Source organism: Actinomadura sp. ATCC 39365, from assembly GCF_054392275.1.
On record NZ_CP184335.1, the window covers coordinates 10,828,692 to 10,853,723 of the forward strand.

General features: G+C 71.8%; 24 protein-coding genes and 2 pseudogenes. 9 read left to right on the forward strand and 17 right to left on the reverse strand.

From position 1 onward, the window contains the following. Window positions 1-2 precede the first annotated feature (2 nt). Together ACNF49_RS51630 and ahcY are read right to left on the reverse strand one after the other, a co-directional pair. A pseudogene (locus ACNF49_RS51630) lies at window positions 3-1,237 on the reverse strand (adenosylhomocysteinase). A 63-nt stretch (window positions 1,238-1,300) separates the two neighbouring features. Next, window positions 1,301-2,733, reverse strand: a pseudogene (gene ahcY / locus ACNF49_RS51635) (adenosylhomocysteinase). A gap of 96 nt (window positions 2,734-2,829) precedes the next feature. Here ahcY and ACNF49_RS51640 point away from each other — a divergent pair. Next, the gene (locus tag ACNF49_RS51640) at window positions 2,830-3,165 is read left to right on the forward strand and encodes a MerR family DNA-binding transcriptional regulator (protein WP_357970237.1); all 336 of its coding nucleotides are present in this window, start codon (window positions 2,830-2,832) and stop codon (window positions 3,163-3,165) included. Between the two features lie 122 nt (window positions 3,166-3,287). Here ACNF49_RS51640 and ACNF49_RS51645 read toward each other — a convergent pair whose 3' ends face one another. The 5 genes from ACNF49_RS51645 to ACNF49_RS51665 are packed head-to-tail and all read right to left on the reverse strand — an operon-like array spanning window position 3,288 to window position 7,291. After that, entirely contained in the window at window positions 3,288-4,214 is a 927-nt protein-coding gene (locus ACNF49_RS51645) for a cation diffusion facilitator family transporter (RefSeq protein WP_357970234.1), read from the reverse strand. 49 nt (window positions 4,215-4,263) lie between these two features. After that, window positions 4,264-5,370 carry an SIS domain-containing protein gene (locus tag ACNF49_RS51650; RefSeq protein ID WP_357970232.1) on the reverse strand — a complete coding sequence of 369 codons (1,107 nt, stop codon included), beginning with the start codon at window positions 5,368-5,370 and terminating at the stop codon, window positions 4,264-4,266. After that, a complete protein-coding gene (locus ACNF49_RS51655; protein ID WP_352323388.1) occupies window positions 5,367-5,534 on the reverse strand; it encodes a Trm112 family protein in 168 nt (55 codons plus the stop codon). Before ACNF49_RS51655 ends, ACNF49_RS51650 begins: the two co-directional genes overlap by 4 nt. Further along, window positions 5,531-6,880 (reverse strand): phosphomannomutase/phosphoglucomutase, encoded by a 1,350-nt coding sequence (locus ACNF49_RS51660; protein ID WP_482942236.1) that lies wholly within the window; start codon window positions 6,878-6,880, stop codon window positions 5,531-5,533. The genes ACNF49_RS51655 and ACNF49_RS51660 overlap by 4 nt, the downstream gene beginning before the upstream one ends. Before the next feature lie 42 nt (window positions 6,881-6,922). Then, window positions 6,923-7,291, reverse strand: coding sequence for a DUF3499 domain-containing protein (locus ACNF49_RS51665; RefSeq protein ID WP_352323386.1), 369 nt, complete (start codon window positions 7,289-7,291; stop codon window positions 6,923-6,925). Window positions 7,292-7,681: 390 nt separating this feature from the next. Here ACNF49_RS51665 and ACNF49_RS51670 point away from each other — a divergent pair, with 390 nt between their 5' ends. Continuing rightward, window positions 7,682-8,041, forward strand: coding sequence for a metallopeptidase family protein (locus ACNF49_RS51670; protein ID WP_357970226.1), 360 nt, complete (start codon window positions 7,682-7,684; stop codon window positions 8,039-8,041). 19 nt (window positions 8,042-8,060) lie between these two features. Here ACNF49_RS51670 and ACNF49_RS51675 read toward each other — a convergent pair whose 3' ends face one another. The 3 genes from ACNF49_RS51675 to ACNF49_RS51685 form a co-directional block, all read right to left on the reverse strand. Further along, window positions 8,061-8,507: a hypothetical protein gene (locus tag ACNF49_RS51675; RefSeq protein WP_482942237.1), complete on the reverse strand. Its 447-nt coding sequence runs from the start codon at window positions 8,505-8,507 to the stop codon at window positions 8,061-8,063. Window positions 8,508-8,611: 104 nt separating this feature from the next. After that, window positions 8,612-8,872 (reverse strand): WhiB family transcriptional regulator, encoded by a 261-nt coding sequence (locus ACNF49_RS51680; RefSeq protein WP_020546325.1) that lies wholly within the window; start codon window positions 8,870-8,872, stop codon window positions 8,612-8,614. A gap of 321 nt (window positions 8,873-9,193) precedes the next feature. Continuing rightward, on the reverse strand, window positions 9,194-9,589 hold the full coding sequence (locus ACNF49_RS51685) for a hypothetical protein (protein WP_482942238.1): 396 nt from the start codon (window positions 9,587-9,589) through the stop codon (window positions 9,194-9,196). A 55-nt stretch (window positions 9,590-9,644) separates the two neighbouring features. Here ACNF49_RS51685 and ACNF49_RS51690 point away from each other — a divergent pair, with 55 nt between their 5' ends. The 7 genes from ACNF49_RS51690 (at window position 9,645) to ACNF49_RS51720 (ending at window position 15,504) form a co-directional block, all read left to right on the forward strand. Further along, window positions 9,645-9,821 carry a hypothetical protein gene (locus ACNF49_RS51690; protein ID WP_482942239.1) on the forward strand — a complete coding sequence of 59 codons (177 nt, stop codon included), beginning with the start codon at window positions 9,645-9,647 and terminating at the stop codon, window positions 9,819-9,821. 206 nt (window positions 9,822-10,027) lie between these two features. Continuing rightward, window positions 10,028-11,059, forward strand: coding sequence for a hypothetical protein (locus ACNF49_RS51695; RefSeq protein ID WP_482942240.1), 1,032 nt, complete (start codon window positions 10,028-10,030; stop codon window positions 11,057-11,059). Between the two features lie 32 nt (window positions 11,060-11,091). Next, on the forward strand, window positions 11,092-11,817 hold the full coding sequence (locus ACNF49_RS51700) for a hypothetical protein (protein ID WP_482942241.1): 726 nt from the start codon (window positions 11,092-11,094) through the stop codon (window positions 11,815-11,817). A 206-nt stretch (window positions 11,818-12,023) separates the two neighbouring features. Continuing rightward, window positions 12,024-12,962, forward strand: coding sequence for a 2-phospho-L-lactate transferase (cofD, locus tag ACNF49_RS51705; protein ID WP_357970217.1), 939 nt, complete (start codon window positions 12,024-12,026; stop codon window positions 12,960-12,962). Then, on the forward strand, window positions 12,959-14,230 hold the full coding sequence (locus tag ACNF49_RS51710) for a coenzyme F420-0:L-glutamate ligase (protein WP_482942242.1): 1,272 nt from the start codon (window positions 12,959-12,961) through the stop codon (window positions 14,228-14,230). The genes cofD and ACNF49_RS51710 overlap by 4 nt, the downstream gene beginning before the upstream one ends. Window positions 14,231-14,330: 100 nt before the next feature. Continuing rightward, window positions 14,331-15,062, forward strand: a complete 732-nt coding sequence (locus tag ACNF49_RS51715; RefSeq protein WP_482942243.1) for a lytic polysaccharide monooxygenase — start codon at window positions 14,331-14,333, stop codon at window positions 15,060-15,062. A 16-nt stretch (window positions 15,063-15,078) separates the two neighbouring features. Beyond that, window positions 15,079-15,504, forward strand: coding sequence for a DoxX family protein (locus ACNF49_RS51720; RefSeq protein WP_357970209.1), 426 nt, complete (start codon window positions 15,079-15,081; stop codon window positions 15,502-15,504). A gap of 32 nt (window positions 15,505-15,536) precedes the next feature. Here the strand turns inward: ACNF49_RS51720 and ACNF49_RS51725 are convergent, their stop codons facing one another. From ACNF49_RS51725 to ACNF49_RS51755, 7 genes are all read right to left on the reverse strand, one after another. Then, a complete protein-coding gene (locus ACNF49_RS51725) occupies window positions 15,537-17,249 on the reverse strand; it encodes a substrate-binding and VWA domain-containing protein (protein WP_357970207.1) in 1,713 nt (570 codons plus the stop codon). Window positions 17,250-17,365: 116 nt separating this feature from the next. Then, window positions 17,366-19,918 (reverse strand): bifunctional FO biosynthesis protein CofGH, encoded by a 2,553-nt coding sequence (locus ACNF49_RS51730; protein ID WP_482942244.1) that lies wholly within the window; start codon window positions 19,916-19,918, stop codon window positions 17,366-17,368. Window positions 19,919-19,969: 51 nt separating this feature from the next. Next, window positions 19,970-20,863: a DNA-3-methyladenine glycosylase family protein gene (locus ACNF49_RS51735; protein ID WP_482945696.1), complete on the reverse strand. Its 894-nt coding sequence runs from the start codon at window positions 20,861-20,863 to the stop codon at window positions 19,970-19,972. 63 nt (window positions 20,864-20,926) lie between these two features. Further along, complete coding sequence (manB, locus tag ACNF49_RS51740; protein WP_482942245.1) at window positions 20,927-22,006, reverse strand: mannose-1-phosphate guanylyltransferase; 1,080 nt, start codon at window positions 22,004-22,006, stop codon at window positions 20,927-20,929. Window positions 22,007-22,038: 32 nt separating this feature from the next. After that, window positions 22,039-23,157 (reverse strand): glycosyltransferase family 4 protein, encoded by a 1,119-nt coding sequence (locus ACNF49_RS51745; RefSeq protein WP_482942246.1) that lies wholly within the window; start codon window positions 23,155-23,157, stop codon window positions 22,039-22,041. 97 nt (window positions 23,158-23,254) lie between these two features. After that, window positions 23,255-24,163 (reverse strand): lysylphosphatidylglycerol synthase domain-containing protein, encoded by a 909-nt coding sequence (locus tag ACNF49_RS51750; protein WP_357970196.1) that lies wholly within the window; start codon window positions 24,161-24,163, stop codon window positions 23,255-23,257. Further along, the gene (locus ACNF49_RS51755) at window positions 24,160-24,987 is read right to left on the reverse strand and encodes a class I SAM-dependent methyltransferase (RefSeq protein WP_482942247.1); all 828 of its coding nucleotides are present in this window, start codon (window positions 24,985-24,987) and stop codon (window positions 24,160-24,162) included. The genes ACNF49_RS51750 and ACNF49_RS51755 overlap by 4 nt, the downstream gene beginning before the upstream one ends. Window positions 24,988-25,032 lie beyond the last annotated feature (45 nt).

The following is a 25,032-nucleotide window of genomic DNA, read 5'->3' on the forward strand; positions in this document are numbered from 1 at the left end:
CCTTAGGAGCCGACCCGCCAGGAGTGGAGGTAGTCCTCCTGCTCGGGGGTCAGCGTGTCGATGCCGATGCCGGCGGCGGCCAGCTTGAGCTTGGCCACCTCGTGGTCGATCTCCTCCGGCACGTCGTACACGCCGGGCAGGAGGCCCGCCCGCTGCCCCGCCAGCCAGGCCACGGCCAGCGCCTGCGCGGAGAACGACATGTCCATGACGGCCGCCGGATGGCCCTCGGCGGCGGTCAGGTTGACCAGGCGGCCCTCGGCCAGCAGCAGCAGGCGGCTGCCGTCGGGCATGACGTACTCGTCGGTGTTCGGGCGCACCCCCGGTGCACCTCGCGGGCCATCTCGTCGAGGGCCCGCACGTCGATCTCGACGTCGAAGTGTCCGGCGTTGGCCAGGATCGCGCCGTCCTTCATCACGGACAGGTGCTCGGCCCTGATGACGTCCCGGTTGCCCGTCACGGTGACGAACAGGTCGCCGATCATCGCCGCCTGGGCCATGGGACGCACCTCGTAGCCCTGCAGCGTGGCGTCGAGGGCTTTGACGGCGTCGATCTCGGTGACGACGACCCGGGCGCCGAGCCCCTTGGCCCGCTCGGCCACGCCGCGCCCGCAGTATCCGAACCCGGCCACCACGACCGTACGGCCGGCGAGCATGGTGTTGGTGGCCCGCATGATGCCGTCGAGGGTGGACTGCCCGGTGCCGTACCGGTTGTCGAACATGCGCTTCGTACGGGTGTCGTTGACGGCCACGACCGGGAAGCGCAACGCCTGCTCGGCCGCCATCTGGCGCAGCCGGATGATGCCGGTCGTGGTCTCCTCGCACCCTCCGCTCACGCCTTCGAGCAGGTCGGTGCGCTCGGTGTGCAGGATGTTCACCAGGTCGCAGCCGTCGTCGAGCACGAGGTCGGGCCCGAGGTCGAGGGCCTGGTGGATGTGCAGGTAGTAGGTGGCGCGATCGACCCCGGCCCGCGCGTGCACGGCGATCCCGTACGCCCGCAGGGCCTCGGCCACGTCGTCCTGGGTGGACAGCGGGTTGGAGGCGGCCAGCGCGATCTCGGCGCCGCCCGCCTTCAACGCGCCCATGAGCACGGCCGTCTCCGCGGTGACGTGCAGGCAGGCCGCGATCTTGAGCCCGTCGAGCGGGCGTTCGAGCGCGAACCGCTCGCCGATGGCGGTCAGCACCGGCATCGAGCGCGCGGCCCAGGAGATCTGCCGCTCGCCGCTTTCCCAGAGATCCATGCCCAGCCCCTCGCGAAAAAGCACGGCTCCGGGAGGGACCCCCTCCCGGAGCCGCCCAGCCGATCAGTAGCGGTAGTGGTCGGGCTTGTACGGGCCCTCGACGTGCACGCCGATGTAGGACGCCTGCTCCTTGGTCAGCTCGGTGAGCTTGACGCCGAGCGCGTCGAGGTGGAGGCGGGCGACCTTCTCGTCGAGGTGCTTGGGCAGCGTGTAGACGCCGATCGGGTATTCGGCCGTCTTGGTGAACAGCTCGATCTGCGCGATCACCTGGTTGGTGAAGGAGTTGGACATGACGAAGCTGGGGTGGCCGGTGGCGCAGCCCAGGTTCATCAGGCGGCCCTCGGCCAGCACGATGATCGAGTGGCCGTCGGCGAAGACCCACTCGTCGACCTGCGGCTTGATGTTGTTCTTCACGATGCCGGGCAGCTTGGCCAGGCCGGCCATGTCGATCTCGTTGTCGAAGTGGCCGATGTTGGAGACGATCGCCTGGTGCTTCATCTGCGCCATGTGCGCGGCGGTGATGATGTTGAAGTTGCCGGTGGTGGTCACGAAGATGTCGGCGATGCCGACGACGTCCTCCAGCGTGGTGACCTGGAAGCCGTCCATGGCCGCCTGGAGGGCGCAGATCGGGTCGATCTCGGTGACGATGACCCGGGCGCCCTGGCCGCGCAGCGCGTCGGCGCAGCCCTTGCCGACGTCGCCGTAGCCGCAGACCACGGCCACCTTGCCGCCGATGAGCACGTCGGTGGCCCGGTTGAGGCCGTCGATGACGGAGTGGCGGCAGCCGTACTTGTTGTCGAACTTCGACTTGGTGACCGAGTCGTTGACGTTGATCGCCGGGAAGAGGAGCTGGCCGTTCTTGTGCATCTCGTAGAGACGGTGCACGCCGGTGGTGGTCTCCTCGGTCACGCCCTTGATGCTCTCGGCGATGCGCGTCCAGCGCTTGTCCTCGCCGACCGTGCGGGTGAGCAGGTCGATGATGACGTGCCACTCCTCCGGGTCGTCGGCGCCGGCGGGGGCACGGCCCCGGCCTTCTCGTACTCGGCGCCCTTGTGCACGAGGAGCGTGGCGTCGCCGCCGTCGTCGAGGATCATGTTGGGGGCGTCACCGCCGGGCCAGGTGAGGGCCTGCTCGGTGCACCACCAGTACTCCTCCAGCGTCTCGCCCTTCCAGGCGAACACGGGGACGCCCTTCGGGTCGTCGACGGTGCCATCGGGGCCGACGACGACCGCGGCGGCGGCGTGGTCCTGGGTGGAGAAGATGTTGCAGCTGACCCAGCGGACCTCGGCGCCGAGCGCGACCAGCGTCTCGATGAGCACGGCCGTCTGGATGGTCATGTGCAGGGAGCCCATGATCTTCGCGCCGCGGAGGGGCTGGGAGGCCGCGTATTCCTTGCGCATCGCCATGAGGCCGGGCATCTCGTGCTCGGCGAGCCGGATTTCCTTACGGCCGAAGTCGGCAAGTGAAAGGTCGGCGACCTTGAAGTCCATCGGGATTCCCCTCGCGTCACGATTGCTGTCGCGGACGAGTTTAGGCGGCGCTCGGGCAGCCCCGCATCTCCGAGACAGCGAAACTGACGTAAGAATGTAAGGATGCGCATCACGGAAGCAGCCAAGCGGCTCGGCATGTCCCCACGAATGCTCCGATACCGGGAGGCGCTGGGCCTGCTGCCGCCGGTCCGTGAGCGCGGCGCGCACCGCAGATTCGGGCCCGAGGAGCTGGCCGCCGTGGCGCAGGGGGTGGAGCTGGAGAAACAGTTCGACGTCTCGCCCGCCGAGCTGGCCTTCGCGTTGCGCGTGCTGAGCGAGCCGCAGGTGGCCGCGGCCGTGCGCGATCTGGGCGTGCGCATCGGCCGCATCCAGGTGCCGCGCAGGGCCCTGGACTTCGAGAAGGAGAAGGCCCTGAGGCTCCTGCGCCCCCGGGGCTGAGCCTCAGCCGGCCGTGGTGCGTGTCGGCCTCAGGGCCGAGCGGTGGCCGGCCGTCGTACGCGGCCGGCCACCGGGACAAGCGTCGGTTGACCGTCGTACGCGGCCGGCCTCCGGGACGAGCGTCAGCCGGCCGTCGTGCGCAGCCGGTCGAGGTCGGGCTCCAGGTAGATCACCCGCGCGATCGGCACGGCGTCGCGGATGCGCCGCTCGGCCTCGTCGATGCCGCGGGCCACCTCGCCGGCCGTGTCGTCGTGCTCGACCGCGATCTTGGCGGCCACCAGCAGTTCCTCGGGGCCGAGGTGCAGCGTGCGCATGTGGATGATCCTGGCCACCTCGGGCGCACCCTCCAGCGCGGCCCGGATCTGCTCCTCGACCTCGGGCGAGGCGCCCTCGCCGAGCAGCAGCGACTTGGTCTCGACGGCCAGCACGACCGCGATGATCGCCAGCAGCACGCCGATCATGAGGGTGCCGATGCCGTCCCAGACGCCGTCGCCGGTGATGACGGCCATCGTCACGCCGAACAGCGCGAAGATCAGACCGAGCAGCGCGCCCAGGTCCTCCAGCAGGATGACGGGCAGCTCGGGCGACTTCGAACGGCGGATGAAGGCGAACCACGACTGCTTGCCGCGCAGCGGGTTGGACTCCTTGACCGCCGTGCGGAAGGAGAAGCCCTCGGCGATGATCGCGAAGATCAGCACCGCGAACGCCCAGATCGGCGACTCGACGTCGGCCGGTTCGGAGATCTTGTGCCAGCCCTCGTAGAGCGAGAAGACCGCGCCGATCGTGAACAGCACGACGGCGACCACGAACGCGTAGAAGTAACGCTCGCGCCCGTAGCCGAAGGGGTGGGTCTTGTCGCTGGCCCGCTGGGCCCGTTTCCCGCCGAGCAGCAGCAGGAGCTGGTTGCCCGAGTCGGCGACCGAGTGGATGCCCTCGGCCAGCATCGAGGACGACCCGGTGAAGAACGCCGCCACGAACTTCGCCACCGCGATCGCCAGGTTGGCGCTCAGCGCCGCAATGATTGCCTTGGTGCCACCGCTCGCGCTCACCGGACGTCTCCGCTCATAAAGATCACCTACAAAGACCTGACATGGGATCCTATTGGGAAATCCTGGCCTTAAGCTCAGTGATCGTGGCCACAGGCGTCGGATCCACGGCGTGGCCGAGGGCCAGGTAGGTGGCGGCGTAGTCGGCCAGGCCGACGAGCGTGGCCAGCCGTTCGAGCGGATGCACGCCCTCCGCGGTCAGCTCGCTGACCGGCACGTCCCGGTCGTGCGCGAGCCGCAGCGACGCCTCGCGCTGCCGCGTGACCTGCGGATGCTCCTCGACGTCGCGCAGCATGACGAGCCTGAGCGTCGGCCCGGCCTCGTCGGCGAAGATGTCCCGCTCGGCCAGCGGCCCCTCCAGGGCCGCCACCTGGTTGTGGCCGGCCTCGGGCAGCCGGCCGAAGACCGCGGGGTACTTGCCGGTCTCGTTGAGCTGGCAGGCCAGCCGGTACGCCGCCGCGCAGGCCACCGGCGAGGACCCCCAGATCATCGGGATGCTTCCGGCCAGGTCCATGGCGAGGGACTTACCCGGATTGACGAAGGACTCGCTGGAGGGACGGCAGCGGTTGGCGATGTCCTCAAGGATCGCGGCCACCCGTTCGAACACCTCGGGCTCGGCCGTGACCAGCCCCAGCGCGGACGCGGCCGTGATCACCGGAACCGTCAGCAGCCACAACGCGGACCTCGGCTGCCCCTCGACCCGCACCGGGACGTGGATCGCCGACGCCTGCACCGCCACGGCCTCCAGCGGCGAACCCGGCGGGCACACCGCCAGCAGCCCGCACCCCCGCCGGACGGCCTGGACGGCGACGGAGACCGTCTCGTCGTCGTCGCCGGTGGCGGACACGGCGATGACCAGGTCGGTCGCGCCGACCCAGCCCGGCAGCTGGTAGGACCGCAGCGTCACGATAGGCAGCGGCACGCCGTTGCCGCACACCGCCTCGAGGATGTCACCGGTCAGGCCCGCAGTGCCCATGCCCGCGACCACGACGGCCCGCGGGCGGCCCTGGGCGGACAGCCGGTCGACGCCGGCCTCGACCGCGGCACGGCGACCCGTGCGCACCTGGGCGGCCGAGGCCGCGACCGCGAGCAGCATGCCGCCCGGATCGGCCGCGGTGAGGTGTTGCTGGTCATCGAGCCGCCCGGGCTCCCAGGTCACGGCTTCCTTGCCTCATCGACCAGCAGGACGGGGATGTCGTCGCGCACGGGGTAGATCAGACCGCAGTCCGTGCAGACCAGCTCCTCGGTCTCGGCCTCGGCGCGCAGGGGCGCCTTGCAGGCCGGGCAGGCCAGGATCTCCAGCAGCCAGTCGTCGATCTTCACAGTGACACCCTTCCCACGATGGCGAGGACCTCGTCCTTGATCGCCTTCATCTTGCTCTCGTCGGCCGCCTCGGCGTTCAGCCTGAGGAGCGGCTCGGTGTTGGACGCGCGCAGGTTGAACCACCAGTCGGGGCCGGTGATCGTCAGGCCGTCGAGCTCGTCGACCTCGCCGCGGCCCGCGAAGGCCGCGCGGACGAGCGCCAGCGCCTCCCCCTGGTCGGCGACCGCGCTGTTGAGCTCGCCGGAGGCGTGGTAGCGCGAGTAGGCAGCCACCACCTGGGACAGCGGGCGCTCCTGCTCGCCGAGCGCGGCCAGCACGTGCATCGCGGCGAGCAGGCCCGAGTCGGCGAACCAGAAGTCGCGGAAGTAGTAGTGGGCGGAGTGCTCGCCGCCGAAGATGGCGCCGGTGCGGGCCATCTCCGCCTTGATGAAGGAGTGGCCGACGCGCGTGCGCACGGGCGTGCCGCCGTGCTCGCGGACGATCTCGGGCACGCCGAGCGAGGTGATCACGTTGTGGATGATCGTGCCGCCGGGGTCTTTGGCCAGCTCGCGGGTGGCGACCAGGGCGGTGACGGCCGACGGCGAGACGGACGCGCCGTGCTCGTCGACCACCCAGCAGCGGTCGGCGTCGCCGTCGAAGGCGAGGCCCAGGTCGGCGCCGCTCTCGACGACGGCCCGCTGCACGTCGAGGAGGTTCTGCGGCTCCAGCGGGTTGGCCTCGTGGTTGGGGAAGCTGCCGTCGAGCTCGAAGTAGAGCGGGACCAGCTCCAGCGGCAGGCCCTCGAACACGGCCGGGACCGTGTGGCCGGCCATGCCGTTGCCGGCGTCGGCGACGACCTTGAGCGGCCGGATCGCCGACAGGTCGACCAACGCGCGCAGGTGGGCGGCGTAGCCGGACAGCAGGTCCTTCTCGATCAGCGACCCGGCCGGGGTGGCGGGGGCGCCCAGCAGCTCGGCCGCGCGGTCGCGGATCTCGGCCAGCCCGGTCTCGCCGCCGATCGGCACCGCGCCGCCGCGGCACATCTTCATCCCGTTGTAGCGGGCCGGGTTGTGGCTGGCGGTGAACATCACGCCGGGCAGGCCCAGGCTGCCGCTGGCGTAGTAGAGCAGGTCGGTGGAGCCGAGCCCGGCGAACACGACGTCGGCGCCGCGCGAGCGGGCGCCCCTGATGAACGCCTCGGCCAGCGGCACGGAGGACTCTCGCATGTCATGGGCGACCACGACGGACGGGGCTCCGGTCACCTCGACGAACGCCGCACCCACGGCCTCGGCGATCGGCTCGTCGAGCTCGTCGGGAACCACCCCGCGAACGTCGTACGCTTTGAAGATCTTGGCGAGGTCGCCCACTCTCCAGCTCCGCCCCTAGGTCGTTTGTCGTGTGAAACGAGCCTACCGGTCGCGGTGCTGCTGGGCCGACCGAAGAACGCGCAGGTGGCCCCGGCGCCCGACCTCGACGCCTTGGCCGACCGGCTCGCCGCTGCCGGACGGAGTGGGCCTGGCGGCTTCCCTGACCGCGTTGGCCAGCGCCTCCAGGTCGTCTGAGCTGGGGGAGTTGCCGTCGGTGGGGAGCCGGACGACCTCCCAACCGCGGGGAGCGGTCAGCCGCTCGGCGTGTTCGGCGCACAGGTCGTAACAGTGTGGCTCGGCGTACGTCGCCAGAGGGCCGAGAACTGCGGTCGAGTCGGCGTATACGTACGTGAGCGTGAAGACGGCAGGCTGGCTGCAAGCGGTGCGGGAACAGCGGCGGACGGGGCTCACGGAGGGACCGTATCTGGTAAGAGTGCGAGGCGCCACTATCTGAGCGCTCTTAACGAGCGTGTCGCCACAATTCGGACACCTGTCGCAGGCTTTCCACCCACATGCGCCGATGCGCGCGCCTGAGGCACAACCTTGCCCCGTCGCCGTTGACGCCACACCGGTCGCGCTGCACTTTCCCGTTTCCTTGATCGACCACCGAGGAGGGCGACGAGCCGGAACGAACAGCTGGACGACGCCCTCCCTCCCTGACGGCGGCGACGCGGGCGGGGGTTCCGGGGGTTCGCGGGCAGGTGCCCTTACACTTGGGCGGTGACTCCAAAGCGCGGTCCCAGACGGCGCGATCGCCACGGTCGTGGCCTGCGCGGCCCCCTCGCCCCGTCCCACGTCCCGATGGCCCGTTCCCGCAGCGAGCGCTTCGACGACCTCGTCCTCGACGCCGTCGACCGGCTGCGGCCCCGGTGGGACAAACAGCTGTCCGCCGTGGAGTTCGCGGTCGAGGAGGTGCCGCCGGTCAACGAGCTGGGCGACGGCCCGAGCATGGGCACCGAGCCCATCCCGTTCGGCCGGGCCGACGCGGCCAGCGGCCAGTCACCGGCCGCCGTGGTGATCTACCGCCGCCCGCTGGAGGCCCGCGCCCGCGACCGCGACACCCTGGGCGCGATGGTGCACGACACGGTGGTCGAGCAGGTCGCCACGCTGCTCGGCCTCGCCCCCGAGACCGTCGACCCGGGTTACGACGAGCGCCGCTGAATCGCGGCTCGCCCGTGGCTCAGCCCGGCAGCACCACGCGGGCGCTGTCGGTCGGCGCGGGCAGCACGGGCAGCACGGTCCACACGCGCGCGGGCGCGAGCGGCTGGGCGGTGACGAGCAGGCCGTCCTTCTCCCGCTCCTCGATGACCCGGCCGCCGTAGACCTGGCCCGACACGGGCGTGACGACCACGGCGAACTCGCCCTTGGCGCGCAGCCGGACCTCCCTGGTCCGCCCGGCGGGCACCGCCACGTCGTACGGCCTGCCCGCCGCGCCCTTCGCGGGCACCTCCTGCACCCCGACCTCGCCCGGCCCGTCCGGCGCGGTGAACAGCAGCCGCGCGCCCGGACGGTTGCCGGCGATGCGCTCCGGCCTGCGGCTCTGACCGGCCAGCGCGCGCAACGTGTCCCCCAGCCGGCGCCCGCCGTCATGGGCGACGACGATCGCGGTGACGCGGGTGCGTGACATGGGCGGGCGACTCCAGCGTTGATCAGGCGCGCTCACCCTACAGGCGACATCACACGCGAAAAAGGGCCACGCGGGCTACCGCGTGACCCTTTCGCTCATATCCCCTAAACGGCCTGGCGCTTGATCCGTCTGCGCTCCCGCTCCGACAACCCACCCCAGATGCCGAAGCGCTCATCGTGTTCGAGCGCGTACTCCAAGCACTCGGCACGGACCTCGCACGATCGACAAACCTTCTTGGCTTCTCGGGTGGAGCCGCCTTTTTCCGGGAAGAACGCCTCCGGATCGGTCTGCGCGCACAACGCACGCTCCTGCCATCCGAGTTCTTCAGCGTCAAGCTGATCCTGTGCGATGACCGGATCGGTCACTGCACACCTCCCTGCCGCCCGCCCGCAATGGAGCCCCCCATGGACGCCTTCCTCCTACCCACCCAAGGGAAGGCGTAACAACATGGTTGTAATTACACGCGCGTGCCGTACGTGACGTCAAGCGGCATGACGGTATCCGGGGAAAGACCGACTCTCGCCCCGGTGTGCTCGGCATGTGGTGTTCGCACCAGGCCGAGACCCCCTGCACAGCAAGGCTTCGACCCGGTTCGTTCAACGCTGTCAGCGGTCGGAACCGTACCAGGGCGGGGTAGACGCCCGCCCTTTGGGCCACCTTCTCTCTAGCCGTCGTTTGCCGGTCCGTTACCTGCGTGGCTCGTTGGGCGTGTATATGGCCGTTGGGTCGATTGGGTCGTCACCCGGGCGGTTCTGGGCGCCCAGGGCGTCCCCGAGCTGCGAGGGGTCGAGCCGCATCGTCGACTCGCCCTGCGCCTCGCTCCAGCCGGCCGGGGCCTGGTGGGTGGGGCGGTAGGTCTGGGGCTGCTCGTACTGGCCCTGCTGGGGTTCGTACGCGTTCTGCTGCTGCTGGTACGGCTGGGCCTGCTGCGGGTGGCCGAACGGGTCGTCGTACGGCCTGGCCGGCTGGCCGGCGTAGTCGGGCACCCGCAGGTCGGGCTGGGTGCCGGAGGGGGCCGTCGAGCTCTGGTAGGTCTCGGCCTGCTGGTAGGCGTCCAGGAGCTGCTGGGAGCGCGGGTCCACGGGCGGGTCCGGCTCCTGGAAGGCGGGGGTGGCGTACTCGTGGCCGGAGTAGCCGGTGAACGGCTGGCCGCCCTGCTGGTCGAAGGCGTTCTGGCGGTCCTGGTACGGCTGCTGCGGCTCCGCCTGCGGGTACGGGACGCTCGGGCTGGTCTCCCCGCTCGGGTACGCCTGGTCGGCGAAGGCGCTCGGGGAGCTGTTGCTCGGGGCGTACGGGTTCTCGGAGGTGGGGTAGCCGGACTGGCCGTACGCACTGGGCTGACTGTCGGCCGGGACGTACGGCGCGGGGGTGTACTCGCCGGCCGGCGGCTGGTAGCCGGAGTCGGGGAGCGTCTCGGACGGGGTGTAGGCGGGCGGGGCGTACCCCTGGTCCTGGCCGAAGCCCTGCGGCGGGAAGCCGGGGTCCGGCTGCGCGAACGGCTGACCGGCCGGTCCCTGGGCGTGGCCGAAGGACTGGTCGGTCTGGGCGTAGGGGCGCTCGGGGGCCGGGGGGAACGGCGACTCGGGCTGGCGCGGGGGCTGGTCAGGGGACGCGGCGGGAAGCGCGGCCCTGGCCGGCTGGTAGGGCTGCTGCTGGTACTGCTCGGGCTGCTGACCGTGCGAAGGCTGCTGACCGTGCGAAGGCTGGCCGAAGGGGGCCTGGTCAGGCTGCTGACCGTGCGAAGGCTGGCCGAAGGGGGCCTGGTCAGGCTGCTGACCGTGCGAAGGCTGGCCGAACGGTGCCGGGTCGGGCTGCTGACCGTGAGAGCCCTGGCCGAACGGCGGCTGGTCGGGCTGCTGGCCGTGCGAAGGCTGGCCGAACGACGGCTGCTCGGGCTGGCCGTAGGCGGGCTGCTGGCCGTGCCCCTGGACCTGGCCCTGGCCGTAGGCGGGCTGGGCTTCGGGGGGCTGGGGGGCGTAGGGGGACTGCGCCTCGGCCGCGTGCGGGACGGGGGTGTCCTGCTGGTGGCCGTAGCCGGGGGCGTCGGACTGGCCGAAGCCGGGCGCGGAGGGCGCGGGCTGGCCGTAGCCGGCGGGGTCGGGCTGGCCGAAGGCGGGGGCGGGCTGGCCGTAGCCGGGAGTGGACGGCTCGGGCTGGCCGTAACCAGGGGTGGCGGGGTCGGGGTGGCCGCCGTAGCTCGGGGGCTGCTGGCCGTAGCCGGTGCCGGGCTGCGCGCCGGGGCTCGGCGCCTGTCCGCCGCCGTAACCCGGCTGCTGCCCGAAGGCGGCCTGCTGGTCCTGCTGGCCATAGGGAGCCTGCTGGTCCTGCTGCCCGAAGGAAGCCTGAGAGTCCTGCTGGCCGTACGGGGCCTGCGGGTCCTGCTGGCCGAAGGTGACGGTGGCGTGCTGGCCGGACGGGGGCTGGGGCGCGTACCCGGCGGAGGCGGGCTGAGGCTCGTAGCCGGAAGAGGGCGGCTGGGGCTCGTAGCCGGAGGACGGGGGCTGGGGCGCGTAGGCCGGGGACTGCTGGCCCGAGGGGGCTGGGGCGCGTAGCCCGAGCCCGTGGGGAACTGGCCCGACGGCGGTTGCGGGGCGTAGCCGGAGGAGGCGGGCTGGGGGTCGGGAGCCGCGGCCTGGGCGTCCTGGCCCGGGGGGAGCTGGGCGAGCGCGGGCTGCTGGCCGTAGGGGGTCGGCGCGGCGTGCGGCTGCGCGTACGCGGGCTGGGGGGAGGGGTCGGGCTGGCCGTGCGGCGGCTGGTCGGACTGGCCGTAGGCGGGCTGGTCCTGCTGGCCGAACTGCTGGGGGCGGCCGTACTGGGGCTGGTCCTGCTGGCCGAACTGCTGGGGCTGGCCGTAGTGGGTGGTCGGACGGCCGTACCCGTCGAGAGTGGGGATGGGGGAACGGCCGGGCATGACCTCGGGGAGCAGGTAGACCAGCCCGACGGCGGTCAGCGCGAGCGTGGGGACGCCGGTGAGCACGTACTCCACCACGCCGCGGAAGCCGCCTCCGGCGAACAGCCCGACGATCAGCGCCAGCGCGCCGAACACGGCGGCGAGCAGCAGGCCGGCGGCCGAGCCGTAGGCGATGAGCCGGGCCTTGGACGAGCGCTCGCCCGTCCTGGTGACGAGCAGCACGGCGCCCACGAGCAGCGCGGTCACGATCGGGCTGGTCAGGCCCGGCAGGTTCGCGGCGGCACGGGTGGCGAACCCGCCGCCGAGCGGGCTGCCCGAGCCGATCAGGATGTGGCCGATCGTCAGGACGACGTCCACCAGCCCGGTGACGAGCATGATCCAGGCAGCCGGCTCCCGTAGTCGGGCGGCATTTACTTTGCTCATGAGTAACCCCCATCGAACCCTTTGGCCCGAAGGGAGTTTGCCACATTGCCGACTTTCGCGGCGGGTGTCCCAAGAACCTCTTCCATCCCATTTACCCCTATACCTGGAACTTTGTTGCTCCGAAGTGGGGCAGAACCACTCCCCCCACGGGGATGTCGGACGCCGATGGAAGACTGGGACGCATGCACATCGTGTCACTCGCCGGCGGCATCGGCGGCGCCCGTTTCCTGCGCGGCCTGCGCGCCACCGCACCCGACGCCTCGATCACCGTCATCGGCAACACGGGCGACGACATCACCCTGTTCGGCCTGCGCGTCTGTCCCGACCTCGACACCGTCATGTACACCCTGGGCGGCGGCATCGACGAGGAGCAGGGCTGGGGCCGGGCCAAGGAGTCCCACGTCGTCAAGGAGGAGCTGGCCGCCTACGGGGTCGAGCCGCAGTGGTTCGGGCTCGGCGACCGCGACTTCGCCACCCACATCGTCCGCTCGCAGATGCTGGAGGCGGGTTATCCGCTCTCGCAGATCACCGAGGCCCTGTGCGTGCGCTGGCAGCCGGGCGTGCGGCTGCTGCCGATGACCGACGACCGCTGCGAGACGCACGTGGTGATCTCCGACGAGCGCGGCAAGCGGGCCGTGCACTTCCAGGAGTGGTGGGTGCGCCTGCGCGCCTCGGTCCCGGCCGAGTCGTTCGCGCTGGTGGGGGTCGAGACGGCCAAGCCCGCGCCGGGCGTGCTGGAGGCGATCGAGCAGGCCGACGTGGTGATTCTGCCGCCGTCCAACCCGGTGGTGAGCATCGGCACGATCCTGCAGGTCCCCGGCATCCGCGAGGCGGTCGCGGCCAAGACCGTGGTCGGCGTCTCCCCCATCATCGGCGGCGCGCCCGTGCGCGGCATGGCCGACGCCTGCCTGACGGCCATCGGGGTGGAGACCACGGCCCAGGCCGTGCTCGACCTCTACGGCTCCGGCCTGGTCGACGGCTGGCTGGTGGCCGAGGAGGACTCCGGGGTGGCGCTCGACGGCGTGCGCGTGGTGTCCCGTCCGATCCTCATGCACGACGCCGAGACGACGGCCGACATCGCCCGCACGGCGCTCGACCTGGCGCTGGAGCTGGCTCGATGAGCACGCGACGGGTCGAGGTCATCGCCGTCACCGGCATCGGCGAGGTCCGGCCGGGCGACGACCTGGCCGCCCTGCTCAAGGACGCCGACCTGCGCGACGGCGACATCGTGGTGGTCACCTCGAAGATCGTCAGCAAGGCCGAGGGCCGCGTCCGTCAGGCGCCCGACCGCGCGAGCGCGATCGAGGAGGAGACCGAGCGGGTCGTCGCCAGGCGCGGCGACACGGTGATCGTCCAGACCCGCCACGGCTTCGTCATGGCCGCGGCCGGGGTCGACGCCTCCAACACCGAGCCGGGCACCGTCCTGCTGCTGCCCGAGGACTCCGACGCCTCCGCGGCGCGGATCAGGGCCGGGCTGGGCGCGCGGGTGGGGGTGATCGTCTCCGACACGTTCGGGCGTCCGTGGCGCAACGGGCTGACCGACGTGGCGATCGGCGCCGCAGGGGTGCGCCCGCTCGACGACTTCCGCGGCTCCTCCGACTCCTACGGCAACGCGCTCGGCGCCACCGTCACCGCGCTGGTCGACGAGATCGCGAGCGCGGCCGAGCTGGTCAAGGGCAAGCTCGGCGGCGTACCGGCGGCGATCGTGCGCGGGCTCGGCCATCTGGTGACCGACGACGACGGGCCGGGGGTCAGGCCGCTCGTCCGCCCGGCCGACGAGGACATGTTCCGCTTCGGCTCCCGCGACGTCGTGTTCGCCCGCCGTACGATCAGGGAGTTCTCCGACCGGCCGGTCGACGGCGAGGCGGTGCGCAGGGCGGTGGCCGCGGGCATCGCGGCGCCGGCGCCGCACCACACGACCCCGTGGCGGTTCGTGCTGGTCGAGTCGGCGCAGACCCGCACCGAGCTGCTCGACGCCATGCGCGAGGCGTGGATCGCGGACCTGCGCGGCGACGGGTTCACCGAGCAGTCGATCGCCAAGCGGATCAAGCGCGGCGACGTCCTGCGCAACGCCCCCTACCTGGTCGTGCCGTGCCTGGTGATGGAGGGCTCGCACACCTACCGCGACGATCGGCGCAACGCCTCCGAACGGGAGATGTTCGTCGTGGCGACGGGCGCCGGCGTGGAGAACTTCCTGATCCAGCTCGCGGTCGAGGGGCTGGGCTCGGCGTGGGTGTCGTCCACGATGTTCTGCCGGCCGGTGGTCAGGCAGGTGCTCGACCTGCCCGAGTCGTGGGATCCGATGGGTTGCGTGGCGATCGGGCACGCCGCCGCGCCGCCGCGCGACCGCGCCCCCCGTGACCCGCGCGATTTCATCGTGACGCGCTGAGCCTCTGACGAGAGTCTGGAAATCTGGTAAGCCAACCGTTTACCGTTAGGAAACTTTCCTTTACATTTGGACTATCCCCCCATGTAAAGGAGCCACTTCAATGCGAAGGACTCTCACGTTAGTCGCCGTGGCGGTGATCACCATCGCCACGGCGGTGTTCAACACCTCTCCCGCGTTCGCCCACGGTTATGTGAACTCGCCGCCCAGCAGGCAGGCCTTCTGCGCCCAGGGCAAGGTGTCGGGCTGCGGCCAGATCGTCTACGAGCCACAGAGCGTGGAGGGCCCGAAGGGCCTGCGCAGCTGCAACGCCAACCTTGGCCAGTTCGCTCAGCTCGCCGACGAGAGCAAGCCGTGGCCGGCCACCTCGGTGGGCAGCTCGGTGACCTTCACCTGGACGTTCACCGCCAGGCACGCCACGCTCAACTACGAGTACTACATCGGCGGAAACCGGGTCGCGGTCTTCAACGGCAACGGCCAGCAGCCGCCGTCGACGATCTCCCACACCGTCAACCTCTCCGGCTACTCCGGCCGCCAGAAGGTCCTGGCGATCTGGAACATCTCCGACACCTCCAACGCCTTCTACTCCTGCATCGACCTGCAGATCGGCGGGGGCGGCCAGCCGACCCCCACCCCGACCCCGACCGTGACCCCCACGCCCACCCCGACCCCGACGCCCACCACGACGGCCTCGGGCACCTGGAAGGCCGGCACGGCCTACACCACGGGCAGCACGGTCACCTACAACGGCGTCTCCTACCGGTGCCTGCAGCCCCACACGGCCATCGCGGGCTGGGAGCCGCCGAACGTCCCGGCGCTCTGGCAGCGGGTCTGACGGTCTGGACCGGCCGATGACCAAGCTTCGTGACGCCGCGCTGTCGCTGTTCCGCATCGTGGTGGGCCTGCTGTTCGCCTGCCACGGGGCCGCCACTCTGTTCGGCGTACTCGGCGGCCCGTACGGCGGAACGACCCCGTCCGTAGGCCAATGGCCCGACTGGTGGGCGGGGGTGATCGAGCTCGGCGCGGGCGGCCTCGTCCTCATCGGGCTCGCCACCCGCGTCGCCGCCCTGCTCTGCTCGGGCACGATGGCCTACGCCTACTTCACCGTCCACCTGCCCAAGGGCCTGTTCCCGTTGCAGAACGGGGGCGAGACCGCGGCCATGTTCTCGTGGTCGTTCCTGATGCTGGCGCTGCTCGGCAGCGGCGCGTGGTCGCTGGACAAGCTCGTGTCCCGCTTCCACCACCGTGACGAGAACGCCACCGTGCACCAGATGTAGGCCGGAGGGGGTGCCGGGCGACCGGCATCCCCTCAGGCGGCCGGCTTGCAGGTGGGATGGCAGAGCCTGCGGGCCAGCGCGCCGAGGAAGACATCGATGATCTCCCCGGGCTCCTGCGCCACGTGCAGCGAGCCGTTCGTGGCCGCCGCGATCTGCGACAGGCTGCCGCGGTCCACGTCCTTGCCGAACGCGATGATGACGATCTGAACGGGCTTGTCCGGGTCCCACTCGTTGCGCAGGGCCTCGAGAAGCCGCGGGAGTTTGACGCCCTTGCCGTCGTCCTTGCCGGCGCTGATCACCAGCAGCGTGTTGTTCATGTCGTCGCGGTAGTCACCGCTCATCCTGCGGAACCCGGCCAGTATCGCGTCGTAGAGCGAGCTGTCCAGGTCGGGGTGGGGGGCGATCGTGCTGGTCAGCTCGTCGAGGACGCTGCGCCGCAGCACCTGGCCCGACTCCGGCTCGCTGATCGGGCCGAGGCCGACCCGCTGCCGGTAGCTCCTGACGTTCCCCACCTTGTCGGCGAACTCCCACATGCCCATGTGCGTGGAGTTCGGGAAGAGCTGCAGCCCGATCTTGGCCGCGGCCAGCGCGATGCGCACCTTGGTGCTGCCGTTCAGCGGCTCGGCCATGTGCTTCGAGGTGTCGGCCAGCACGAGGATGTTGGTCGGCGGCGCCAGCCTGCTCCAGGCGCGCAGCGCCTCGTCGATGTCCTGCTGCGACACCGACGGCCTGGTCTTCGGCGCCTCCGACGGGAGCTGCGGCCCCGGCGAGAGCGGCCCCAGCCGGCCGTCGCCCGATCTGAAGCCGGCCCGCCGGACGATCTCCTGGGCCTGGCCGCCCTTCAGCCAGTCGGCGAAGGCGGTGGACGCCTCCGCGACGTCGGGATCGGCCGCCGTGACGACGTAGGGATAGTCGAGGTCGATGGTGCCCTCGCGCGGGTGCAGCGCCACGACCGGGTCGGGCGAGGGCACCCGGTTGTGGTTCCACACCGACTGCTCGGGGACGATGACCACCGGCCGCTGCCAGAACCCGCGGTCGTCCACGGCGTCGAGCATGCTGCGGTAGTCGGGCGCCGACCCGGCCTGCGCCCACCTGACGAACGCGGTCAGCGCCTTGTCGGCGGCCGGCCCGGTGCCCACGACGTCCCTGGCCGCGGCCACGGTCGCGATCCCCGCGCCCACCAGCGACGGGTCGGGCACCCGTACGACATCCGGCTCGCCGGAGTTGGGCGTCAGCCGCCCGCGCACGGTCGGCGGGAAGACCATCCGCCAGTTCATCTCGGTCCCGCCGACCGAGAAGCGCCGGGCCAGCGACGACCGCGTGGCGAACACCAGCGGCGAGGTGGCCACCACGGTCTCCCCCGCGGGCAGCGAGCTCGCGCCCTGGCTGCGGGCCAGCCTGATCCAGGCCGAGGAGTCGGCGATCCAGCCGTCGGGGCGTTCGCGCAGCACGCCGGCCCGGTCGCCGATCAGCGTGCGCAGCACGGTGGCCGACGGCTGCTCGGTCACCTGGACCAGCACGCACCGCCCGCCGACCGACGCCTTGGTCTCGTTGAAGCGCCCGGCGGCCTCCATGACCGCCGGCGCCACGTCCACGGCGGCGGCCACGCTGACCAGAACAGGCTCTCGTGACACGCACAGGGCGGGACCGCCGCCGAGCACCACGTACAGGCTGCCGGCGGCGACGGCCACGGCGGCGAGGCCGGCCAGCATGCCACGTTGGAGCGCCTTCCTGCGTCGCTGCACGGGAGGCAGCGCGGCACGGTGTCGACCCAACCGCACGATGAACCTCTCTCCAGTGGAGTGATGATTCTTCCAGTGCCTCCCATACCGGGCGCAACCCTTGTTAGAACTTGTTATAACTACGCCATCGGCAAGATTCTTCTCACGCTCTGGCACACCCCGTCGCTGGCCTGCGCGGCGGCCAGCCGTTCGGCCGTGGGGCTGCCGTACTCGGTGGTGCGCTGGCGTACCGGCCTGCCGGTGACCTCGACCATCTCGCGCAGCTCGCTGATCGTCTTGTACGAGCCGTTCTCCGAGCCCGCCATCCGGCTGATCGTCTCCTCCATGAGGGTGCCGCCGAGGTCGTTCACGCCGCCCCCGAGCACCTGGCGGCACAGGTCGTCCTGGAGCTTGACCCACGAGCACTGGATGTTGGGGATCGCGCCGTGCAGCAGGATCCTGGCCAGGGCGTGCACCGCGCGGTTCTCCTGGGCGGTGGGGCCGGGCCGGGCGATGCCGGCCAGGTAGATCGGGGCGCTGGTGTGCACGAACGGCAGCAGCACGAACTCCGAGAACCCGCCGGTCTGCTCCTGCAGCCGCCTGATCAGCTTGATGTGCCTGACCCAGTGCAGGTGGTGGTCCACGTGGCCGTACATCATCGTGGACGTCGTCGGGATGCCGACCTCGTGGGCCGTGGTGATGACCTCGATCCACTCCTTGGCCGGCAGCTTGCCCTTGGTCAGCACCCAGCGCACGTCGTCGTCGAGGATCTCGGCCGCCGTGCCGGGCAGCGAGTCCACCCCGGCCTCCTTGGCGGCCTCCAGCCAGTCGCGTATAGACAGGTTCGTCCGGGAGGCTCCGTTGATGACCTCCATCGGGGAGAACGCGTGCACGTGCATGCCGGGCGTCCTGGCCTTGACCGCCCTGGCGATGTCGAAGTACGCGGTTCCCGGCAGGTCGGGATGGATGCCGCCCTGCATGCACACCTCGGTCGCGCCTGCCGCCCACGCCTCCTCGGCCCGGTCGGCCACCTGGTCCAGGCTCAGCGTGTACGCGTCGGCATCGGTCCTGCGCTGGGCGAAGGCGCAGAAGCGGCAGCCGGTGTAGCAGACGTTGGTGAAGTTGATGTTCCGGTTGACGACGTAGGTGACCTCGTCGCCGACGGCCTGCGCGCGCAACGCGTCGGCGATGGCCGCCAGCTCGTCCAGCGCTCCGCCCTCAGCGCCCAGCAGCGCGACGGCCTCGGCGTCGGTCAGCCCGGCGGGGTCGGCCTCGGCCCGCCTGAGCGCCTGCCGCACGTCGCTCGGCGTCGAGGCGGCGATCGGGCCGAGGCGCTCGCGCAGGGCCGTCCAGTCGCCGTACACGTGGTCGAAGTCGTCGCGCCGGTCGTTCACCCGGCCGGTGGTGTCCACCTCGACGTGCAGGTCCACCCGGCCGGCGGCGGCGAACCCGCCGTCGGGCTCCTGCCAGGGACGGCCCTGCGGCACGGCGTCCTCGCGGGCGAGCCCGGTGCCGGGGTCGGCCAGGGCCTCGACGTGCGCGAACAGCCGCGGGTCCAGCCACGGCTCGCCGGCCCGCACGTACTCGGGGTAGATCGTCAGGCGTTCCCGCAGGTCGAAGCCGGATTCGGCGGTACGCGCCGCCAGGTCGTCGATCTGCGGCCAGGGGCGTTCCGGGTTCACGTGGTCGGGGGTCAGCGGCGAGACGCCGCCCCAGTCGTCGATGCCGGCCCGGATCATGAGCGCGTACTCGGAGTCGACCAGGTTGGGCGGGGCCTGGAGGCGTACGCGGGGGCCGAGGACCAGCCGCGCGACGGCGATCGTGGCCGCCAACTCGTGCAGGTCGGCGTCCGGCAGGCCGCGCATGGCCGTGTCCGGCTTGGCGCGGAAGTTCTGGACGATGACCTCCTGGATGCCGCCGTACTCGCGGGCGACCTTCCGGATGGCGAAGATCGACTCGGCCCGGTCCTCGACGGTCTCACCGATGCCGATGAGGATCCCGGTCGTGAACGGCACGTTGCTGCGGCCGGCGTCCTCCAGCACGCGCAGCCGTACCGCCGGGTCCTTGTCGGGGGAGCCGTAGTGCGGCTGCCCCTTCTCCTCGAACAGCCGCCGCGAGGTGGTCTCCAGCATCATGCCCATCGACGGCGCGACCGGCTTGAGCCGCTGCAGGTCACGCCAGCTCAGCACACCGGGGTTGAGGTGCGGCAACAGCCCGGTCTCCTCCAACACCAGGATCGCCATGGCTCGTACGTAGGACAACGTGTCGTCATAGCCGTGCGCGTCCAGCCACTCGCGGGCCTGGTGCCAGCGCTCCTCCGGCCGGTCCCCCAGCGTGAACAGCGCCTCCTTGCAGCCCATCGCCGCGCCCTGCCGGGCGATCTCCAGCACCTCGTCCGGGCTCAGGAAGGCCGACTCCAGCTTGTGCGGCGCGGTCGCGAACGTGCAGTAGCCGCAACGGTCCCGGCACAACCTGGTCAGCGGGATGAACACCTTCCTGCTGTAGGTGATCACCCCTTCCCTGCCGGCGGCCTTCAGCCCGGCGTCGCGCACGCGGGAGGCGTGGTCGAGCAGCGCGTCGAGCTGCTCGCCGCGCGCGTGCAGCAGCACGACGGCCTCGGTGAGGTCGAGCGCCTTGCCGTCACGGGCACGGGCGAGGGCACGGCGAAGCGCGGAATCACTGACAAGACTCATAGAGGCACAGTACGCACCCCTGAGTTCGTGACGCGCACTCAGGGCTGGATGTCAGAAGGACCGGTAGTCGCGCGCGGCCATCCGCGGCCCCCGCGCGGGCGGCCGCAGACCGCTGAGCCAGACGAGCACCGCCGCCCGGTGCCGATGCCCCCGGTACGGCTCCAGCAGCCGCATCATCCCCTCGTCGTCGGTCTTCTCCCCGGTCAGCGCGTAGCCGACCAGCTTGGCCAGGTGGAAGTCCCCCACGCTCACCGCGTCGGCGTCGCCGAAGGCCCGCTGGCGGACCTCGGCCGACGTCCACACGCCGATGCCGGGCAGGGCCCGCAACAGCCGGTCGAGCTCCTCCGTGGTGGCCGCGGCCTCCAGCTTGGCGGCGTGCCAGGCGGCGTTGGCGATCGTCCGGGCCCGGACGGCCTCCGCGCCCGCCCGGTGCCAGTGCCAGCTCGGGATCTGCCGCCACACGACCGGTTCGGGCGGCACCCGCATGCCGTCGGGGGCGGGGCCGGGGGCGGGCTCGCCGTAGTGGCGCAGCAGGTAGCGCCAGGCCCGCCACGCCTCCCGGCCGACGACCTTCTGCTCCAGCACGGCGGGCACCAGCGCCTCCATGACCCGCCCGGTACGCCCGATGCGCAGCCCCGCGTGCTTGCGCGCCACGTCCGCCAGCACGTCGTGCCGGACGCGGAAGCCGGAGACGTCGTCGAGCGCGCCGAGCAGGGCGGGCAGGGTCTCCAGCGACCAGCCGGCGCCCGGCCCCCACGCCTGGGCCCGCACGGCCGCGGGGGTCACGGTCACCCGCAGCGTGCTCGGGCCGTCGGGGGTGCGGCAGGCGCGCCAGATCGAGCCGTCGGGGGTGCGGCGCCAGGCGGGATCGCCGGTGCCGCGCCGGTGGGGGCCGAGGGCCAGCTCCACGTCGAGCGGCCCGTCGGGCTCCCACCTGCGTTCCATCACCCGTCCAGTCTGCCGCGCGGCGGCGGGTGGTCGCTCACCCGCGCGGCACCGGCGGGCGGGTCACACGTCGCTGGAGTAGCGGACCGCGCGCTCGGGCAGCTCGATGCCCGGCCAGACGCGCACCCCGCCCTGCAGCTCGTTGCCCGGCCCGACCACCGCGCCGTCACCGATCACCGCGTCGCGCACGACCGTGCCGGCGCAGATCCGGGCGCCCTTGCCCACGACCGAGTCGTTCACCGTGGCGCCGGCCTCGATGACGCTGTCGTCGCACAACACCGAGCCCACCACGGACGCGCCCGCCTCGACGACGGCCCGCGCGCCGACGGTGGTGCCGCCCTGGACCTTGGCCTCGGCCGAGATCTTCGCCCCGTCGAGGGCGAGGTGCTCGCCCTGCGGGCCGGGCAGCGCCGGCGAGGCGAGCCGCCCGAGCACCAGGTCGCGCGAGCCCTTCACGAACGCGGCCGGAGTGCCCACGTCGAGCCAGTACGTGCGGTCGGCGTAGCCCAGCACCAGCTCACCGGAGTCGATCAGCCCGGGGAACGTCTCGCGCTCCACGGAGACCACCTCGCCGCGCGGGATCGAGTCGATCACCGAGCGGGTGAAGACGTAGCAGCCGGCGTTGATGCGGTTGGTGACCGGGTTGGGGGTCTTCTCCAGGAACGCGGTCACCCGTCCGGACTCGTCGGTCGGCACGCAGCCGAACCGTGTCGGGTCGTCCACCTCCGTCAGGTGGAGCGTCACGGCGGCGCCGCGCTCGCAGTGGGTGCGCACCTGGTCGCCGATGTCGTGGCCGGACAGGATGTCGCCGTTGAGGATGAGCACCGGGTCGGAGGGCCCGCAGGTGAGCGCCTCGGCGGCGTTGCGGATGGCCCCGCCGGTGCCGAGCGGCGTCTCCTCGGTCATGTATTCGAGGGAGAGCCCGAGTGCCGACCCGTCACCGAAGGCGGGCTCGAACATCGCCGCCTTGTACGAGGTCGCGAACACGATCCGGCGTACGCCGAAGGACCGGGCACGGGCGAGTTGGTGGGCCAGGAACGGCACTCCGGCGGTCGGCAGCAGCGGCTTGGGCGTGCCCAGTGTCAGCGGACGCAGGCGTGTGCCCTGCCCCCCGACCAGGAGGATCGCCTCGAGGTCTGGCAAAGAGCTCTCCATCACTCCGTGAGAGTAGCGAACTATTCGATTGCGCGTTGATAAGAGTTGAGATGCGCCTCCGCCGAGGCCTCCCAGGTGAATTCGCGAGCCCGCGCCCGCCCGGCCTCCTGCAACTGCCGCCTCCGATCGGAGGAGGCAAGCAGCTCGCCCAGGGCGTCGGCGATGCTGTCCGCGTCCGGCTCAGTGTAGGCGACGGCGTCGCCGCCCACCTCGGGCAGCGAGGTGCGGTGGCTGGTGAGGACGGCCGCGCCGCAGGCCATGGCCTCCAGCACCGGCATGCCGAAGCCCTCGCCCCGCGAGGGGAACGCCACGACGAGCGCCCCGCCCAGGAACCCCGGCAGATCGGGCGCGCGCAGGTATCCCGGCCTGATCACCCGGACGGTGGCCTCGACCTCACGGCAGGCCGCGTCGACGTCGTCCTCGTGCACGCCGCCGCCGAGCACCAGCGCGGGCGGCGTCTCCAGCCGCTTGACGGCGGCGGCGAAGCCGCGGATCAGGTTGGGCACGTTCTTGCGGGGGTCGAGGTTGCCGAGGAAGGCCACGTACGGCTGGCCGTGCAGCCCGCACCTGATGGCCGCCCGGCGGACCTCGTCCTCGCTCGGCGGGTGGAACTGGGCGAGGTCGACGCCGTGGTAGGCGACGTCGATGCGGGTGGGGTCGGCCGACAACACGCGGACCAGCTCGTCCCTGGTCGCCTTGGACGGCACGATGACGCGCCGGGCGTGCCGGACGGCGGTACGCGTGGCCGAGCGGAAGAACGCCGCCCTGGCCGGGCTGTGCTGCTCGGGCTCGGTGAACCAGGTCACGTCGTGCACCGTCACGACGGTCGGCAGGCCGGAGCGCAGCGGCATGGAGTAGTAGGGGGCGTGGATGGCCTCGGCCCCCGTCTGGCGGGCGAGCAGCGGCACGCCGGTCTGCTCCCAGGCGAGCCGGGCGGCCCTGTTGGTGATGGCGACGGGGCCGGGGACGACACGGGCCGAAGGCGCCAGCCGCTGGTACCTTTCCGCTTCCGCACGCTGGCAGACCACGACCAGATCGGTCCCTGCCTGGTGGAGCGCGGCCACGAGCCCGTCCACGTACCGGATCAACGCACCACGGTCGGCGGGGACCGCGGCGGCATCGACGAGCACTCGAGGCATTACGTGGATCTTCTCCCCTCAAGATCGACGTGGGACCTGGCAAGTCCCCCCTCTTTGATTCAGCTTATGACCACCCTCCCCCAAATCGTGGGCCAAATCACACCGAGTCGCGACGTGCGGCAATTCCCGCCATACCTGCGCAGATCAGGTCCCCCATGATGATGACGATGCGGGAGCAGAGGGCCACCGCGATGGCCGCGCCGCTGTCGAGCACGGGGGCGAGCACCGCCACCATCGCCAGCTCGCGCACCCCGGCACCGGCCGGCACGACGAAGGTCACGATGCCCAGGCACCACGACAGGGCGAAGGCCCCGACGGCGAACAGCAGGCCGCCCTGCGGCGCGACGAAGTAGAAGTGCACGCCGTAGGCCGTCCAGCCGGCCAGCGCCCAGCCGAGCGCGGTGAGCATGCCGCGGCGGGTGAGCGGACGCTCCAGGGGCTCGCGCTTGAGCTTGCGCAGGCCGAAGCCGATCACGCCGTTGACGACCTTGGGCTCCAGCAGCACCAGCAGCAGCGGGATGAACAGCAGCACCCAGCCGAACCGGTGCCAGCCGAGCGTGACCAGCGTGACGAGCAGACCGCTGGCGATCTGGACGGGCATCATCAGGAAGAACGCCGCGGCGCTGCGCGGACGCGGCACGCCGAGGTCGCGGCCCATCTCCATCTGGGCGAGCACCGGCCAGACCGCGCCGGGGATGTACTTGCCGAGCTGACCGACGAAGAACACCTTGGCGGCCGGCCGCAGTGGCAGCGGCGAACCCAGGTCGGCCAGCAGCGTGCGCCAGGTGAGCATGGCCCCGAGCAGCGCGGCGACCACGGCGACGAGCGACCCGGCCAGCGCCGGCCACGACAGCCGGGCGAACCCGGCCACCACGGCGTCCCACTGCCTGGCCACCGCCCACGCGCCGAAGGCGAGCGCAACGGCGAGGAAGCCGAAACGCAGCAGCCGGCGCGGCAGCGACCGCTTGGGGATCGCGCTCGCGCCGGTCTCGTCCACGAGGCTCACAGCGGCAGGACCCGCTCGGGCGGCTGCGGCAGCGCCGGCCCGGTGGGCCTGCGCGGGGTCTTGGTGGCCACCCACAGGTACGTCGGCACGACGGGCAGCAGCAGCCGCAGCACCTCGCGCGGCGCGCGGGCCAGCACGGCCTTGACCAGCCGGCCCGGCAGGCCGGGGAACAGCTCCGACCCGGCGAACCTGGTCGGCGTGGCCAGCACCGGGAACGTGTAGTCCCAGACGTGGAAGGCGCGCAACATCCGGCGCAGCCCCCGCCGGGTCCTGAACCGCTCGTAGTAGTGGTCGGCCCGGCCGAAGGCGCGCACGTAACGGTCGGCCAGCGCGGGCGGCAGGTACGACAGGAACGGCAGCTTGTAGTGGGGCTCGACGACCCCGAGCCGGTTGCCGAGCCCGAGGTAGAGCACCCCGGTGTCGGACAGCACGCGGTGCATCTCGGCCACCACGGCGTCGGGGTCGACCACGTGCTCGTAGATGTGGTTGAACACCAGCACGTCGATCGACCCGTCGGGGAAGGGCAGCGCCGTGCCGTCGCCGCAGACGAACGCCACCCGCTCGCCGAACCGGTCGGCGGCCTTGCGCAGCCCCGGCACGTCGATGTCGATGCCCAGCGTGTGCTTGGCCCCGGCCTGGGCCAGCTCGTCGGCGATGAACCCGGCCGAGCAGCCGACGTCGCCCACGGTCAGCCCGCCGAGCGGCCCCTGGAAGTGCTCCAGCACGGCGATGATCTTCGCGGCCTTGCGGCGGCGTTTGTCCTCGTCGAGCATGGCCGACTGGAATTCGGAGTACTCGAGCTGCGCGACCCGTTGCTTGCCCACGTCGCCCAACAGTACCCGCGCCGCGGGCCTCGGCAGGCTGACCTG

Coding starts and splice junctions, on each gene's coding strand:
- ACNF49_RS51675 (WP_482942237.1), bottom strand. CDS start 8,507: ATGTCACGCACCCGCGTCACCGCGATCGTCGTCGCCCATGACGGCGGG.
- ACNF49_RS51715 (WP_482942243.1), top strand. CDS start 14,331: ATGCGAAGGACTCTCACGTTAGTCGCCGTGGCGGTGATCACCATCGCC.
- ACNF49_RS51640 (WP_357970237.1), top strand. CDS start 2,830: ATGCGCATCACGGAAGCAGCCAAGCGGCTCGGCATGTCCCCACGAATG.
- cofD (WP_357970217.1), top strand. CDS start 12,024: ATGCACATCGTGTCACTCGCCGGCGGCATCGGCGGCGCCCGTTTCCTG.
- ACNF49_RS51670 (WP_357970226.1), top strand. CDS start 7,682: ATGGCCCGTTCCCGCAGCGAGCGCTTCGACGACCTCGTCCTCGACGCC.
- ACNF49_RS51720 (WP_357970209.1), top strand. CDS start 15,079: ATGACCAAGCTTCGTGACGCCGCGCTGTCGCTGTTCCGCATCGTGGTG.
- ACNF49_RS51735 (WP_482945696.1), bottom strand. CDS start 20,863: ATGGAACGCAGGTGGGAGCCCGACGGGCCGCTCGACGTGGAGCTGGCC.
- ACNF49_RS51745 (WP_482942246.1), bottom strand. CDS start 23,157: ATGCCTCGAGTGCTCGTCGATGCCGCCGCGGTCCCCGCCGACCGTGGT.
- ACNF49_RS51730 (WP_482942244.1), bottom strand. CDS start 19,918: ATGAGTCTTGTCAGTGATTCCGCGCTTCGCCGTGCCCTCGCCCGTGCC.
- ACNF49_RS51710 (WP_482942242.1), top strand. CDS start 12,959: ATGAGCACGCGACGGGTCGAGGTCATCGCCGTCACCGGCATCGGCGAG.